The organism is Tessaracoccus sp. OS52 (assembly GCF_020687685.1).
Lineage (GTDB): Bacteria > Actinomycetota > Actinomycetes > Propionibacteriales > Propionibacteriaceae > Arachnia.
Genome location: NZ_JAJEWM010000001.1, coordinates 493,613 through 506,860 on the forward strand (window position 1 = coordinate 493,613; position 13,248 = coordinate 506,860).

The 13,248-nt window shown below is 68.0% G+C and carries 14 protein-coding genes; 6 read left to right on the forward strand and 8 right to left on the reverse strand.

Annotated elements, in window-relative coordinates; all coding sequences use genetic code 11:
• Positions 1-2: 2 nt before the first annotated feature.
• Both LKO27_RS02215 and LKO27_RS02220 read left to right on the forward strand, forming a co-directional pair.
• Positions 3-1,145: a glycosyltransferase gene (locus LKO27_RS02215; protein WP_370629924.1), complete on the forward strand. Its 1,143-nt coding sequence runs from the start codon at positions 3-5 to the stop codon at positions 1,143-1,145.
• A complete protein-coding gene (locus LKO27_RS02220; RefSeq protein ID WP_227735266.1) occupies positions 1,142-1,747 on the forward strand; it encodes a transglutaminase domain-containing protein in 606 nt (201 codons plus the stop codon). Before LKO27_RS02215 ends, LKO27_RS02220 begins: the two co-directional genes overlap by 4 nt.
• Positions 1,748-1,770: 23 nt before the next feature.
• On the opposite strand, the gene LKO27_RS15085 is transcribed toward LKO27_RS02220, so the two are convergent.
• The gene (locus LKO27_RS15085; protein WP_255621728.1) at positions 1,771-1,905 is read right to left on the reverse strand and encodes a hypothetical protein; all 135 of its coding nucleotides are present in this window, start codon (positions 1,903-1,905) and stop codon (positions 1,771-1,773) included.
• 112 nt (positions 1,906-2,017) lie between these two features.
• On the opposite strand from LKO27_RS15085, the gene LKO27_RS02225 reads away from it, so the two are divergent.
• Positions 2,018-3,109, forward strand: a complete 1,092-nt coding sequence (locus LKO27_RS02225) for a sensor histidine kinase (protein ID WP_227737186.1) — start codon at positions 2,018-2,020, stop codon at positions 3,107-3,109.
• A gap of 17 nt (positions 3,110-3,126) precedes the next feature.
• Here the strand turns inward: LKO27_RS02225 and LKO27_RS02230 are convergent, their stop codons facing one another.
• The 3 genes from LKO27_RS02230 to LKO27_RS02240 form a co-directional block, all read right to left on the reverse strand.
• Positions 3,127-4,188, reverse strand: coding sequence for an LLM class flavin-dependent oxidoreductase (locus LKO27_RS02230; RefSeq protein WP_227735267.1), 1,062 nt, complete (start codon positions 4,186-4,188; stop codon positions 3,127-3,129).
• A gap of 463 nt (positions 4,189-4,651) precedes the next feature.
• Complete coding sequence (locus LKO27_RS02235) at positions 4,652-5,317, reverse strand: hypothetical protein (protein WP_227737274.1); 666 nt, start codon at positions 5,315-5,317, stop codon at positions 4,652-4,654.
• 171 nt (positions 5,318-5,488) lie between these two features.
• Positions 5,489-5,707 (reverse strand): hypothetical protein, encoded by a 219-nt coding sequence (locus LKO27_RS02240; protein WP_227737275.1) that lies wholly within the window; start codon positions 5,705-5,707, stop codon positions 5,489-5,491.
• A 52-nt stretch (positions 5,708-5,759) separates the two neighbouring features.
• Here LKO27_RS02240 and LKO27_RS02245 point away from each other — a divergent pair, with 52 nt between their 5' ends.
• A complete protein-coding gene (locus tag LKO27_RS02245; protein ID WP_227737276.1) occupies positions 5,760-6,020 on the forward strand; it encodes a hypothetical protein in 261 nt (86 codons plus the stop codon).
• A 78-nt stretch (positions 6,021-6,098) separates the two neighbouring features.
• Here LKO27_RS02245 and LKO27_RS02250 read toward each other — a convergent pair whose 3' ends face one another.
• From LKO27_RS02250 to trmB, 4 genes are read right to left on the reverse strand one after another with little or no spacing between them, the layout of a single operon-like run.
• Positions 6,099-6,713, reverse strand: coding sequence for a superoxide dismutase (locus tag LKO27_RS02250; RefSeq protein ID WP_227735268.1), 615 nt, complete (start codon positions 6,711-6,713; stop codon positions 6,099-6,101).
• 55 nt (positions 6,714-6,768) lie between these two features.
• Positions 6,769-7,374 carry a class I SAM-dependent methyltransferase gene (locus tag LKO27_RS02255; RefSeq protein WP_227735269.1) on the reverse strand — a complete coding sequence of 202 codons (606 nt, stop codon included), beginning with the start codon at positions 7,372-7,374 and terminating at the stop codon, positions 6,769-6,771.
• The gene (locus tag LKO27_RS02260) at positions 7,371-8,183 is read right to left on the reverse strand and encodes a tRNA pseudouridine(38-40) synthase TruA (RefSeq protein ID WP_227737187.1); all 813 of its coding nucleotides are present in this window, start codon (positions 8,181-8,183) and stop codon (positions 7,371-7,373) included. The genes LKO27_RS02255 and LKO27_RS02260 overlap by 4 nt, the downstream gene beginning before the upstream one ends.
• Complete coding sequence (gene trmB / locus LKO27_RS02265; RefSeq protein ID WP_227735270.1) at positions 8,180-8,899, reverse strand: tRNA (guanosine(46)-N7)-methyltransferase TrmB; 720 nt, start codon at positions 8,897-8,899, stop codon at positions 8,180-8,182. Before trmB ends, LKO27_RS02260 begins: the two co-directional genes overlap by 4 nt.
• 265 nt (positions 8,900-9,164) lie before the next feature.
• Between trmB and LKO27_RS02270 the strand changes: the two genes are divergently transcribed.
• Together LKO27_RS02270 and LKO27_RS02275 are read left to right on the forward strand one after the other, a co-directional pair.
• Entirely contained in the window at positions 9,165-9,398 is a 234-nt protein-coding gene (locus LKO27_RS02270; protein ID WP_227735271.1) for a hypothetical protein, read from the forward strand.
• 150 nt (positions 9,399-9,548) lie between these two features.
• Positions 9,549-13,169, forward strand: a complete 3,621-nt coding sequence (locus tag LKO27_RS02275) for a phosphodiester glycosidase family protein (protein WP_227735272.1) — start codon at positions 9,549-9,551, stop codon at positions 13,167-13,169.
• Positions 13,170-13,248: the final 79 nt, after the last annotated feature.

The window sequence follows — 13,248 nt, forward strand, 5'->3', positions numbered from 1 at the left end:
CCGTGCGCATCGCCCAGCTCGCCAACTTCGTCGGTCCGACCTCCGGCGGGATGAAGGTCGTGATCGACAAGCTGGGGGAGGGCTACATCGCTCAAGGCCACGAACGCATCTTCGTCTCTCCCGGTCGCCGTGACGAGGTGAACGAGACCGAAGCCGGAATTCACGTGCTTGTGCGCGCCCCCCGGCTCACCGAGCAGTACCGGATGATCGCGAAGCCCTGGCGGGCCCTTGAGGTGCTGGAGCGGTTCCGTCCTGATGCCATCGAGGTGTCCGATAAGTGGACCCTCTCGCCGGCCGGGCACTGGGCCTCCAAACGCGGTGTCGGTTCGGTCCTGTTCAGTCACGAGCGGCTCTCCGACATGCTGGCCATGTGGCTGCGTCGGACCGTGGGTGTGGAGGCCGTCGTCGGGGCCCTGAACCGCAGGCTCGCCAAGGAGTTCGACGCCGTGGTCGTGACGTCGCAGTACGCGGCGGAGGAGTTCGAGGGGACGGGTGCGAGGCTCGAACTCGTTCCCCTCGGCGTCGACCTGGAGACGTTCAACCCGGAGGTCGCCCAGCCAGTGCCCGACGGCGTCCTCAAGCTGTGCTACGTCGGCCGGCTCAGCCACGAGAAGAGTCCCCAGCTCGCCGTCGCCACCGCAGTGGAACTGCACCGGCGGGGACGCGCCGTCCGACTCGACATGTACGGCACTGGTCCCGACCAGGAGGAGCTTCGAGGGATCGCCGGTGACTCCCCGGTGTTCTTCCACGGATTCGTGGACGGCCGTGACGAAGTCGCCAAACGGTTTGCCAGCAGTGACATCTCGTTGTCGGTTTGTCCTTCGGAGACGTTCGGCCTCGCCGTGCTCGAGGCCATGGCCTGTGGGACTCCGGTGGTCACCGCTGACCGCGGGGGTGCCAGTGAACTGGTGGACGCGACGTCGGGCGCTTGGGCCGCGCCTGACCCGGAGACGCTGGCCGACGCCGTCGAATCACTCGTCCCGCGGCTCGGGCCGCAGCTCAGAGCGGCCGCCAGGGCGCGGGCGGAAACCTACACCTGGAAACGCTCGGTTCGCCAGATGTTGGAGTTGCATGGTGACGTGGCCCAACGTGCGCCATACCAATCGCTGCGTGGTTTCGAGAGGAATCAGAGGAGAGGATCATGAGGTTCAGGCTGGCTGATGCACTGGTGACGGGCGTCGTCGCCATGGCTGGGATGGTGGCCGGTGCGCCTCGAAGGGTGGCGCGCGACCATGTCCCCACAGTGTCTGGTCTGGTCACACAACTGCAGCAGTCCGACTTGGTGGGGAGGCAACTCGCGGACGCTGCGGTGGTCGCCGTCGGCCGGGAGTTCCCCTACCACTCCGTCTGGCACCTGTGGGAGTCGCCGACGACGGCACTGGCCAATGGCCGTGGCTGGTCGCACCAGTACAACACCGTGCTGTTGGAAGTGCTGCGGGGCCTGGGCTTCGAGGCGCGGGGAGTGCACGCGGCTCGCGTCCGGGGATGGGGCAATCCGTGGTTCTTCGCGAGTCACAACTGGGTCAAGGTGAAGATCGACGGGCGGTGGCTGGATGCCTGCGCCTCCCGGTCGTGGAACCGGGTCGGTCAGGTGGGGTTCACCCCCGTCACGGACGAACTGGACTACAGGAGCAGCACTCCGTACACCGTCGGCCTGGCCCTGCTGCCATTCGTCGTCATTGGCGTTTGGCGGGCATGGTTGACAGGCCGACCAGTCTCGCCGTGGATCTACCGGCGGCGGGACTGAGGCTGCGCTTCAGAAGGCGAGATTCAGCGCCAAGCTGCGCAGAACGGGAGGAACGGTGCGACGTCGCACCAGCCCTCCGGCTGGACGTTGCCCGCCGGCAAAGCCATCGCGAAGGCGGAGGAGAGCGTCAGAACCATGGATACGAAGATTGTTTTCACGTCTACAGTGTGCCCCCTATCCGCGGCCGACGCACGCATCGGCGCAAAGTCGTATGACGCGGAGGTGAACGGCCCAACATATCCGAGTCCCAGGTCATACACTTGGCCCGTGATGAGTCTGCGGCAGTTGCGTGGCGGATGGGTGGAGGTTGTCGTCGCCACCCTGCTCACGGCGCTCTCGCTGCAGGCCGGCTTCACCGGGCGTATTCCATGGGAGAGCGTCGCTCTGGACATCGGTGCCCTGGCAGCGGTTCTCCTTGCGCTGCGATGGCTCCGCGTCGGGATAGCCGCGGCCCTGGTGGTCACAGTGCTGGCGCTCCTGTTCGACCCGGTTGGTCTGGGCCTGTCTTCCTACCTGTGCATGCTGCCGGCGCTGACGGCGATCCGTCGGGACAAGATCCCGCTCGCGGTCATCGTCACCGCCATCAACGTGGGCGTCGGCTGGGTCACGAGTTTTCGACTGGCCGGCGCCGACGCCGATCCTCTTGCGATCATCCTGACCTGGCTCATCCTCTACGCCATCATCTGGGGCATCGGCCTCGGCATGCGGGCTGCTTCCCGCAACGAGCTGGCGCGGCTGGCGGCACGCTACCGTCGCCAGCAGCTCGAGCTGGCGATGGACCTGCACGACTCCGTGTGCCGGGACCTCTCGCTGCTGGTGATGCAGGCGGAGGCAGTCAACCACGCAGGGGAGGCGACGCCGGGTCAGCTCGAAGCGCTGGCCGAGCGCGCGCGCTCAGCGAACCAGGCGGTTCGGGAAGTGGCGAGGCTCCTTGGTGGCGCCAACCGGAACACGGTGCCCGAGGTGAAGCTCGAATCGTCCCTGAAGTCCGGCACCCATGAGCTGCGCAGTCTCGGATTCAATGTCCAGGCGCGGGCGGCTCTCGTGGGCGAGCTGCCGCCCGTGGTGGACACCGCCGCAGGGCGCATCCTGCAGGAGGCCCTCCACAACGTGGCCAAACACGGCTCGGCCCAGGCGCCCTGCCTGGTCACCGTGGAGCGGACTGCCGATGCGCTTGAGATGGCGGTGTCCAATCTCCCCGGCCGAGGGGGAACCGGTTCGGGCACCCGGCTCGGTCTGCGTGCGATGCGGGAGCGGGCGGCCACCGTCGGCGGGACGGTGCGTTCCAAGGAGGTCGACGGTATGTGGATCTGCGAGGTGACGCTTCCGATCGGCAGCCGCGCGACGTCCCGGGCCAGCTGATTCCACGCGATCCCTGCTCAGGATCCTGCCAGGAGCTTCAGCACCATGGGCTTGACCCTCGTTCCGTAGAGTTCGATGCTGCGCATCATGTCCTCGTGCGGCAGCGTGCCCGCACCGTACTTCATTCCGAAGCGGGAGGCTCCCAGCGACTTCACGGTTGCTGCGATCTTGTGCGCGACGGTCTCCGGGGAGCCAAGATGCAAAGCGCCGAAGTGGACCTCGTTGTCGAACTGCCCCCGGCTCGGTGGGGGCCAGCCGCGCTCGCGTCCCACCCTGGCCATGTTCTCGGCATAGTGCGGGTAGTACAACTCGGCGGCTTCGTCGTCGGTTTCTGCCACGAAACCATGGGAATGCACAGCAACTCGCCGCTGCCCGTGACCGAACTGCTCCAGGGAGCGGCGGAACAACTCCGCGAAGGGCGCGAAGCGTGATGGTTCCCCACCGATGATCGCCAACTCCAGGCCCAGGCCGTACTTGGCGGCCCGGACGACGGAGGCGGGGGTTCCCCCGACCGCCACCCAGGTCGGGATGCCGTGCTCATGCTCGGTGGTGGGGTAGACACGCTGGTCGGAGAGCGCCGCCCTCGTCTCACCTGACCAGGTCACGGCCGACTCCCCCCGGAGGGCCGCGAACAGGTCCAGCTTCTCGGCGAACAGCTGCTCGTAGTCGGCCAGGTCATACCCGAAGAGCGGGAAGGACTCGATGAACGAGCCCCGGCCGAGTGAGACCTCCGCGCGACCGGAGGAGATGCCGTCAATGGTGGCGAACCGCTGGTACACGCGCACCGGATCGTCGGAGGAAAGCACGGTCACCGCGGAGATGAGCTTGATGTTCCTGGTCCGGGCGGCGATGGCGGACAGGACGATGTCCGGTGCCGAGACAGCGTAGTCAGGGCGGTGGTGCTCGCCGATCCCGATGACGTCGACGCCGACCTCGTCCGCGAGGACCCCCTCTTCGACGAGGTTGCGCAACACCTGCGGGTGGTCGAGGCGCTCGCCGTCGGGGCCCAGCGTGATGTCACCGAAGGTGTGGAGTCCGAACTCCAGGTGATCGGAGTGCCGTTCAGTGCTCAGTTCCATCCACTCAGCCTACGGGCTGGGCGCGCCTGTTGACAGAGCTAATGGCTGGGGTATAGACCTAGCGCAGGTGTCGACGGATCGGGGGAACCATGAACGACATCGCACTCTCAACAGCACGCCTGAAACACCGAGATTCGAGCCGACGGCTGATCGTCCTCATCTCCGTCGTGGTGCTGACCATCGTGTGGGCGAGCTTCGCTGCGACCGGAACCGCCCGGGCAGCCCAACTGAGTTCGCCTGGCCTGAAGGGCCCGACCAACCGGACCGCGACGACGCTCAGCGTTCGGTTCATCCGCGTCTCCGAATCCGGCGGTGCCTGTCAGCCCGACATCGGATATGAGTTCAGCCGGGGCGCGGTGTGGGTGGACGCTGGCGGCTTCGCGAACGTGTGCAGCGATCCCGATCCCGGGTACAAGTTCACCGGATTGGCCTCGGGGACCAGCTACACGCTGAGCGTCCGGGCCTACCGGGTCGTTGGCGGAGTGAAGACCGACTTCTCGCAGCCCACTTCAGTGGCGGGAACCACGTTGGGTGACCCTGCTCCGGTTCCGTCGCCGTCGCCTACCCCGGAGCCATCGGTGACGCCGACGCCCGACCCCACGCCGACGACGCCGACGCCCGAGCCGTCGGTGACGCCCGAGCCGTCGGTGACGCCCGAGCCGTCGGTGACGCCCGAGCCGTCGGTGACGCCCGAGCCTTCGGTGACGCCCGAGCCGTCGGTGACGCCCGAGCCGTCGGTGACGCCCGAGCCGTCGGTGTCGCCTGAGCCTTCGGTGTCGCCTGAGCCGTCGGTGTCGCCTGAGCCGTCGGTGTCGCCTGAGCCTTCGGTGACGCCTGAGCCTTCGGTGACGCCTGAGCCGTCGGTGACGCCTGAGCCGTCGGTGACGCCTGAGCCGTCGGTGACGCCTGAGCCGTCGGTGACGCCCGAGCCGTCGGTGACGCCCGAGCCGTCGGTCACGCCCGAGCAGTCGGTCACGCCCGAGCCGTCGGTCACGCCCGAGCCGTCGGTCACGCCTGAGCCGTCGGTGACGCCGACGGCTGATCCAACGCCGACGCCCGACCCCACGCCGACCCAGGGCGTCGGACTGTCAGCACCGCTCCTGTTCGGACCGACCAACCGCACGCTCACGTCCATCAGCGTTAGGTTCCACCGCTCGGCCGAGGCGGGCGGCATCTGCCAGCCTGACATCGGATATGAGTTCAGTAGGGGCAACGGCTGGATCGACGCGGGCGGGTTCGCGAGCGACTGCACCAATCCCGATCCTGGATACAAGTTCACGGGCCTGACCTCTGGCACCAGCTATGTCCTCAGCGTCCGCGCGTACCGTCTGGCAGGGGGGCTGAAGACCGGGTTCTCGTCGGCCACGAGCCTCACCGCCACCACGTTGGGCGGGACGTCACCCTCCCCGTCGCCAACCCCCACGCCTACGCCGGAACCCTCGCCCACGCCGGAACCCTCACCGACGCCGGAACCCTCGCCCACGCCGTCGCCGACCGGTGACCCGACGTCGACTGTCATCTCGGCCCCCAAGCTGTACGGCCCGGGTGCGGTTACGTCGACCACGATCAGCGTGCGCATAGACCGGTCGGTCGAGTCCGAGGGGGTCTGCCGGCCTGATATCGGCTATGAGTTCCTCGGTGGCGCCTACACCCAGTGGTTCGACAAGGGCGGGTTCATGTCAGCGCCGTGCGACGACCCGGACCCCGGGTTCAAGTACTCGGGACTCACGCCGAACACCGCTTACCTCCTCAGCGTCCGTGCGTACCGCATCGTAGACGGGGTGCGGTACTACTCGACGGTCTCCAGCATCACGCTGAGCACGCTTCCGTAGTCAAGACCAACGCGCGAGAGACAGATTGCCCCGGCCGGAGCCGGGGCAATCTGTGTTGACTGAGGGTCATCCCGAAGATCAGGCGAGGGCCTGGGATGCAGCCTTTGCCTTGGCGAGGCGCTGTGCCACGTCGTTCCAGTTCACCACGTTCCACCAGGCGTCCACGTAGTCGCCCTTGACGTTCTTGTACTGCAGGTAGTAGGCGTGCTCCCACATGTCGAGCTGCAGGATCGAGATCTGGCCGGCGGGAAGGTTGCCCTGCTGGTCGAACAGCTGGTTGATGTTCAGGCGTTGTCCGAGGGTGTCCCACACGAGCATCGACCAGCCGGAACCCTGGACCCCGTTGGCCACCGCGTTGAAGTGCTTCTGGAAGGCCTCGAAGCCACCGAAGTACTCATCGATCGCCGCTGCGACCTCTCCGTCTGGGCGGCCACCACCGTCGGGCGACATGTTCTTCCAGAACACCGAGTGGTTGATGTGTCCGCCGAGGTGGAAGGCCAGGTCCTTCTCCAGCTTGTTGACCGCGCCGAGCTCACCGTTGGCGCGGGCCTCGGCGAGCTGCTCGAGGGCGGTGTTGGCGCCCTTGACGTAGGTGGCGTGGTGCTTGCTGTGGTGCAGCTCCATGATCTCCGGGGCGATGTGCGGTGCGAGTGCTCCGTAGTCGTAGTCCAGGTCCGGCAGTGTGTAGCTCACTTGCTTCTCCTTCTGACGTCAGTTTCGCGGCGGGGCCGCGCGTACGGATCCCATCCTAGGCACCCCCGCCCAACACGCGGGTGGTCTTCAGCACGCGGAAGCCCTTCGCCGAGGCCTCCTTGCCAGTGGGCCAGCCCTGATCGGTGAGCCAGCTCGCCAACGAGTCCGCGCCCAGGTTCTTGCCCACCACAAGCCAGGCGACGCCGCCGGGCTTCAGCCGGGGGAGCCAGGCCAGGAGCAGTTCGTGGAGCGCTTCCTTGCCGATCCGGATGGGGGGATTGGACCAGATCTCGTCGTAGCGGACGTCTGCGGGGACCTCATCGGGCAGCCTGCAGGAGACCCTCTCGGCCACCCCGGCCGCCTCGGCGTTGAGCCTCGTGAGCAGCAGGGCGCGCTCGTTCACGTCGATGGCGTCCACGGTTACCCGGGGCGCGGCGGCGGCGAGCCCGACGGCGATCGGCCCGAACCCGCATCCGAGGTCCAGGAGGTGCCCGGTCTCGGGCGGCGCGACGGTGCGCAGCAGCACGCTGGTCCCGAGGTCCAGGCGGCTGCCGGAGAAGACCCCACCAGCGGTGGTGAACGTGTGATCGATCCCGAAGACGCTGGCGTGGATCTCACGGGTGACCATCGGGGAGTCGTCGTTGGTGAAGTAGTGGCTCATCGTTCCTCCAGCGTTCGGACGGCTCGCGCCTGCTCGGCACGCTCGGCGAGTTCCGCGTCCGCGGGGTATCCGACCTCCTCCAGGGTCAGGCCGTGGGCCGGCATTACCATGATCTCGCTGTGGCGCACGGTGTGGCCGCTCACCTGGACCAGCCAGTCCAGGGTGCGTCGGCCTCCGGCGACGGCGGTGAGGGCGCCGACGACGGAGCGCACCATGGAATGGCAGAAGGCGTCGGCCAGCAGGTGGACCTCGACGACGCCCTCTGAGTCACGGCGAGCCGACAGTTCCCGGAGGTCTCGGATGGTGGTGGCGCCCTCGCGGGGCCTGCAGAACGCCGCGAAGTCGCGCAGGCCACGCAGCAACTCCGCCCCTTGGTTGAACAGGCCAACCTCCACGGGGTGGCGCACCGCTGCCACCCGATGGCGCTGCAGGGGGTCCGGGAAGTGCTCGGAGTCGATGAGCCGGTAGCAGTATCGGCGCCAGACGGCGGAGAACCGCGCGTCGAACCCGAGTGGGGCGGCGGAGACGGAACGGACGACGATGTCGGCAGGCAGGACGCGGCCCAAACGCCGAAGCAGGGTCTCGGCGAGGTCGTCGTCCCCGGGCAGGTCGAGATGGCAGACCTGCGCGCGGGCATGCACCCCCGCGTCCGTCCTTCCCGCCACGACCAACGAAGGGGGCTGGGGGAGCCTCAGGACCTGCCCGATGTGTTCCTCCAGCACGCCCTGGACGGTACGCAGACCGGGCTGAGACGCCCACCCGCGGAAGCCGGTGCCGTCGTAGGCGAGGTCGATACGCCAGCGCATCAGGCCCGCCTCGCGTAGGTGAGGTCGTGCACGCGGCGACCGGCAGCCAGTCCCCGCGCCTCGTACTTGGTGACCGGGCGCTGCTCGAAGCGGGGTGCCCAGCCGTCGTGCACGTTGTGGAACCACGGGTGGGCATCGAGCACTTCGCGCTGCCACACCGCGTAGTCCTCCCAGTCCGTTGCGAGCCGCCAGAGCCCGCTGGGTTCAAGCTTTGCGGCGGCCGTGTCGGCGAAGCCGGGGTTGACCAGCCTGCGCTTGTGGTGCCTGGTCTTGTGCCAGGGATCTGCGAAGAAGGTCCACAGCTCGGAGATCGAGGCGGGGGCGAAGAGGCGCTCCAGGCCGCGGGCGCCGTCGGCCATGACGATGCGGATGTTTGTCACGTCGTCGCGGCCCATGCGTCCCAGCGTGGATGCCACCGCCGGGGCGAAGACCTCGAAGGCCACGAAGTCCACGTCTGGCCGGGCTGCTGCCATGGCCACCAGAGACTCGCCGTTGCCGGAACCGATCTCGACGATCCGGGCTGCCGACCTACCGAATTCGCCCTCCCAGTCCACCTGCGCGTCCTCGGACACCCAGGTGGACAGCTCACCCACGGGGACGTCCACGACGAACTGCGCCGCGAAGCGGTCCCAGGCCCTGGCCTGGGACTCGTTCATGCGGGTGCTGCGGCGCACGAAACTGACGACGCCGCGATGCGGGCGGGGAACTCTGCTGACCACCGCACGAGCCTACCGGGATGGCCGTCGAATGGCCGCAGGCCGGGCCCCAAGGGGACCCGGCCTGCGACGTTCGATCAGGTGCTACTTCTTCTTGGACTTCTTGGACGACTTCTTCTTGTCCTTCTTCTGGCTGTCCTTCTTGGACTTCTTGTCCTTTGCCATGTTTGCCTCCTTCGGCTGTCATCGAGATTGGGACACAGTCAACCATCGATTGACGATTGTGTCAACCATTACTTGACGCACACGTTCTCGCTACGATTCGGGCATGGGAAACCGACAGCCCGGGATGGACCCGAAGTCCGACGCGCTCGCTGCCCTGGACCGGGCCCGGGTGGCACGAGAAGGCGCGGAGGCGGCGGAGCGCGACGCAGTCGCCTCGGCCCGCGCCGCGGGTGCCTCGTGGTCCAGGATCGGCGAACTGTACGGGCTGACCAAGCAGGGAGCGCAGCAGCGGTTCAAGCCGGCGGTGAAGGCCGAGACCGAACCCGGTTTGCGCTGAATGGCTTGTCACGTGGCTTTCCGCAAGGCGGCAATCGTTTACTGACAGCGCCCCAAGTGTTTACCGGGGGTTGGTCGGGCGTTGGCCGGGTGTCATCCTTGGCGCCCTAGCGTGACCGGTGGCCATGTCGTCGCCGGAAGGAATCCCTTGATGCAACCGTCCCCCTCGGTCGTGGGAAGTGGTGGGCTCACCGCTCGCTCCCGTCCCCGAGCCCTCACTGCTCTCGTATTCGCCGCAGCCCTTGGAATTCAGGGGGTGGCGGCCCCGGCGCACGCGGACGCCCTCCCCGGTCCCACCGACGGGGGCCGCGCCATCGTCGTCGCCTCGGACACCCGTGAGATCGCCCACGGCATCACCCACTCCACCTACGACCGGATCGACGAGGGGGGAACGAACCACATCGACGTGCTCAGGATCGCCCTGTCCGCGACCGAAGTGGAGTACCTGGACACGGGCGTCGTCGCGGGAGTGGGCACGTTGAGCAACATGGCGGCGTCCGCTGACGTGGACGTCGCTGTGAACGGCGACTTCTTCGACATCAACAATTCGGGTGCCGTGCTCGGTGCCGGCATCGATGACGGCGAGATCGTCAAGTCGCCGAACGCCAACCACCGGGATGCGGCCGTGGTGACCGAGGACGGCGTGGGTGCCATCGCCAGACTCATCCTCGACGGCGTCGCCACCGTCAACGGCACGGTGGAGATCCCCCTGGCCGGTATCAACATGCAGTCGATGCCCGCCAACTCCATCGCCGCTTTCGACGACCGCTGGGGGACCTACACCCTCACCCGCTCGCTGGGTGGCGCCAACCAGGACCACCATGCCGTCCGCGTCGGCGCCGACGGCAGGGTGCTGTCAGTGCCTGAGCCGGTCTCAGCTGCTGGCGTGGCCATCGGCGAGGGCGAGCACATCCTGCTTGCGCGCGGAACCGCCGCGGTGACCGAACTGCGCGCGCTGGCGCCGGGCGACGACGTCGAGGTCGCCATCGGCCTCACCGACGACGTCGACCGCGTCGCCGTGGCCATGGGTGGCAGCTGGGCGTCGCTCGTTGACGAGGGCGTCGCCCTCGACCGCCCCGGCGGCACCGACGCCTTCGCCGACGGGCTCCACCCCCGCACCGCGATCGGCTTCGGGGCCGATGGCACCGAGATGTTCCTCGTGACGGTCGATGGCCGCCAGGCGCAGAGCCGCGGCATGTCCTTGTCCGAACTCGGCCGGCTCATGCTGGAACTCGGGGCCACCGAGGCGATGAACCTCGACGGTGGCGGCTCCACCACCATGGTGGTCCGCGATGCCGGCCTCTCCGAGACCCGGGTGGTGAACTCGCCCTCCGACGGAGGGGAGCGTCTGGACGGCAACGGTCTTGGCGTGGTCAGCAACGCCTCCGACGGCGTCCTGTCCGGCCTCCGGCTCGAATTCGGTGGCGTCGAGGACCGCGCGCAGCGGATCTTCCCCGGCCTCACCCGCACCGTAGCGGTCTTCCCGCACGACGCCGGCGGCCGCCCCGTCGCCGCCGACGTGGAGTCCTGGACCAGTTCCGACGAGGCCGTCGCAACCGTCGCCGACGGAGTGGTCACGGCAGTCGCTCCCGGCAACGCCAAGATCACCGCCACCTCCGGAGACATCGCCGCGACGATCGGCGTCACGGTCCTGGAGCCCCTGGAGCGCATCGAAGTGGCTCCGAACGTCATCCAGCTCTCCGCGGTTGGCGAGAGCGCACCGGTCACCGTCACCGGGTTCGACGCCCAGGGCTTCCGCGCACCCATAGCGCCGGCCGACATCTCCGTCGACGGCGCATCCGGCGAGTTCACGCTGGAGCCGGCGAGCACGTCCACCTACGATCTGGTTGCCGTGTCCGCCAAGGCGGGCGGGCTGGTCACGGTTCGCGCCGGCGATGCCGCTGCGGAGCTGAGCTTCCTGATCGGCCGCGACACCCACCTGATCACCGACATGTCGGATCCGGTGTCGGACTTCTACATGAGCGGCGCGCGCTCGGGGTACTCCTTCGCGAAGGCTCCGGGCGAGGGCCGCGACGGCTCCGACGCCATGCGGATGTCGGTCGACTTCACGCGCAGCACCTCCACTCGCACGGCCAACCTCTGGGCCGCGGCGGGCTCGAACGCCCGTCGCAACATCGAGGGCCAGGCTGTGGAACTCCACGTCACCATCAAGGCCGACGGCGTGCACGACCCGATGATCTACGCCCTGGTGGACAACTGGCCAGGGCGCGAGGTCCCATACGTCTACGGGCCGCGAATCGCCAAGCACACGGACTGGCAGACGCTGGTCATCCCTGTCCCGCAGGGCTACTCCGGGCCGTTCTACTGGCACGGCTTCTCCCTCTACGAGACGGCCGCGAGCCTGTCGTACAAGACCTCCATCCTGATCGACTCGATCGAGCTGGTGGTAGCGCCGGTGGCGGAGGCCCCCGAGTTCGTCGAGCTCAAGGACTACGAGGCCATCGCGGAGGCCGGGGCCGCAGACGAGAGCCCCTCACGGATCGCGGTGATGTCCGATGCCCAGTTCGTCGGCCGGGCGCCCGAGAGCGCGCTCGTCGAGGGCGCGCGTCGCACCCTGCGGGAGATGGTTGCCGCCAAGCCCGATGCCGTCTACATCCTGGGCGACTTCACCGACGAGGCGGCAGACGCCGACTTCGAACTCGCCCGCCGCATCCTCGAGGAGGAACTCGTTCCCCACGGAATCCCCTGGACCTACGTCCCGGGCAACCACGAGATCATGGGCGAGCCCATCGACAACTTCATCTCCTACTTCGGTGACAACAAGACCACCAAGGACGTCGGAAGCACGCGCATCATCACGCTGGACTCCTCGCCCTACGACCTCGACTTCGAGCAACTGGAGTACCTGCACGACGCGCTCCAGACCGCCGAGACCGACGACGCGGTGACCGGTGTGCTCGTGATGTTCCACCACCCCACCCGCGACTTCCTGCCAAACGGCACCTCGGGGCTGCGGCAGGCCGGCGACGCGGACCTGGTGGAGGAATGGCTGGCGCGCTTCTCTGCAAACGGCAAGCACGTCTCGCTACTCGGGGCAGGCGTGGGCGCCTTCCATGCCCGTCACCTCGACGGTGTGATCCACTACACCAACGGCAACTCCGGCAAGGCAGCCACCTCAAATGAGGCGTGGGGTGGCTGGCGCGGCTGGACCATGGTTGGGGTGGATCCTGCGAAGGGTAACTCCGCTTCCCATGACGTCGCCGACTGGCTGACGCTTGAGACGCGCCCCTGGGTGGACCGGGACAGCCTGGCCATCACCGCTCCGACGGAGGTCGTTCGTGGGACGACGACCGTGATCGACGCCGCGTTCACCCAGGACGGCATCGCCATCCCGGTGCGCTGGCCAGTTTCGGCCACGTGGAGCGGTGAACGTGTCCACGTCGGTCCGGCCACAACGGCACCGCCCGGGACGGCGGCCGTCCTCGATCCGCGGACCCGTGAGATCACGTTCCTGCAGACCTCTGCCAACGAAGTGGAACTGAAGCTCGAGGTGAACGGGGCAACCACCTCGCACGTGTTCACGATCTGGCCCGAGGGAAGGCCTGCGCCGCTGCCGACGGCGAAGCCCTCCGTGACGACGCCCAAGGCGTCCAAGCAGGCCAACTCATCGCCAGCGGCGCTGCCGGGACTGGCCGCGACCGAGAAGTGGATCCGGGTACCGGCGGGGGAGCGCGCCTTCGATCCGGGCATCCTCGCTGAGGTGCCGCAGCCGGACGTCGAGACCGGCGAGTGGGTCGTCGCCGAGCAGTAGCGGCGGCGGTTGGACCACATGCCAGTGGGGCGGGCCTTCGGGTCCGCCCCACTTGCACTTGGAAAACCCAGCCGTGCGT

Bases quoted from the DNA above. Each gene is read 5' to 3' on its own strand.
- LKO27_RS02255 (WP_227735269.1), bottom strand. From the start codon at position 7,374: ATGAGCCACTACTTCACCAACGACGACTCCCCGATGGTCACCCGTGAG.
- LKO27_RS02225 (WP_227737186.1), top strand. From the start codon at position 2,018: ATGAGTCTGCGGCAGTTGCGTGGCGGATGGGTGGAGGTTGTCGTCGCC.
- LKO27_RS02220 (WP_227735266.1), top strand. From the start codon at position 1,142: ATGAGGTTCAGGCTGGCTGATGCACTGGTGACGGGCGTCGTCGCCATG.
- LKO27_RS02240 (WP_227737275.1), bottom strand. From the start codon at position 5,707: ATGACAGTCGACGTCGGGTCACCGGTCGGCGACGGCGTGGGCGAGGGT.
- LKO27_RS02275 (WP_227735272.1), top strand. From the start codon at position 9,549: ATGCAACCGTCCCCCTCGGTCGTGGGAAGTGGTGGGCTCACCGCTCGC.
- LKO27_RS02230 (WP_227735267.1), bottom strand. From the start codon at position 4,188: ATGGAACTGAGCACTGAACGGCACTCCGATCACCTGGAGTTCGGACTC.
- LKO27_RS02270 (WP_227735271.1), top strand. From the start codon at position 9,165: ATGGGAAACCGACAGCCCGGGATGGACCCGAAGTCCGACGCGCTCGCT.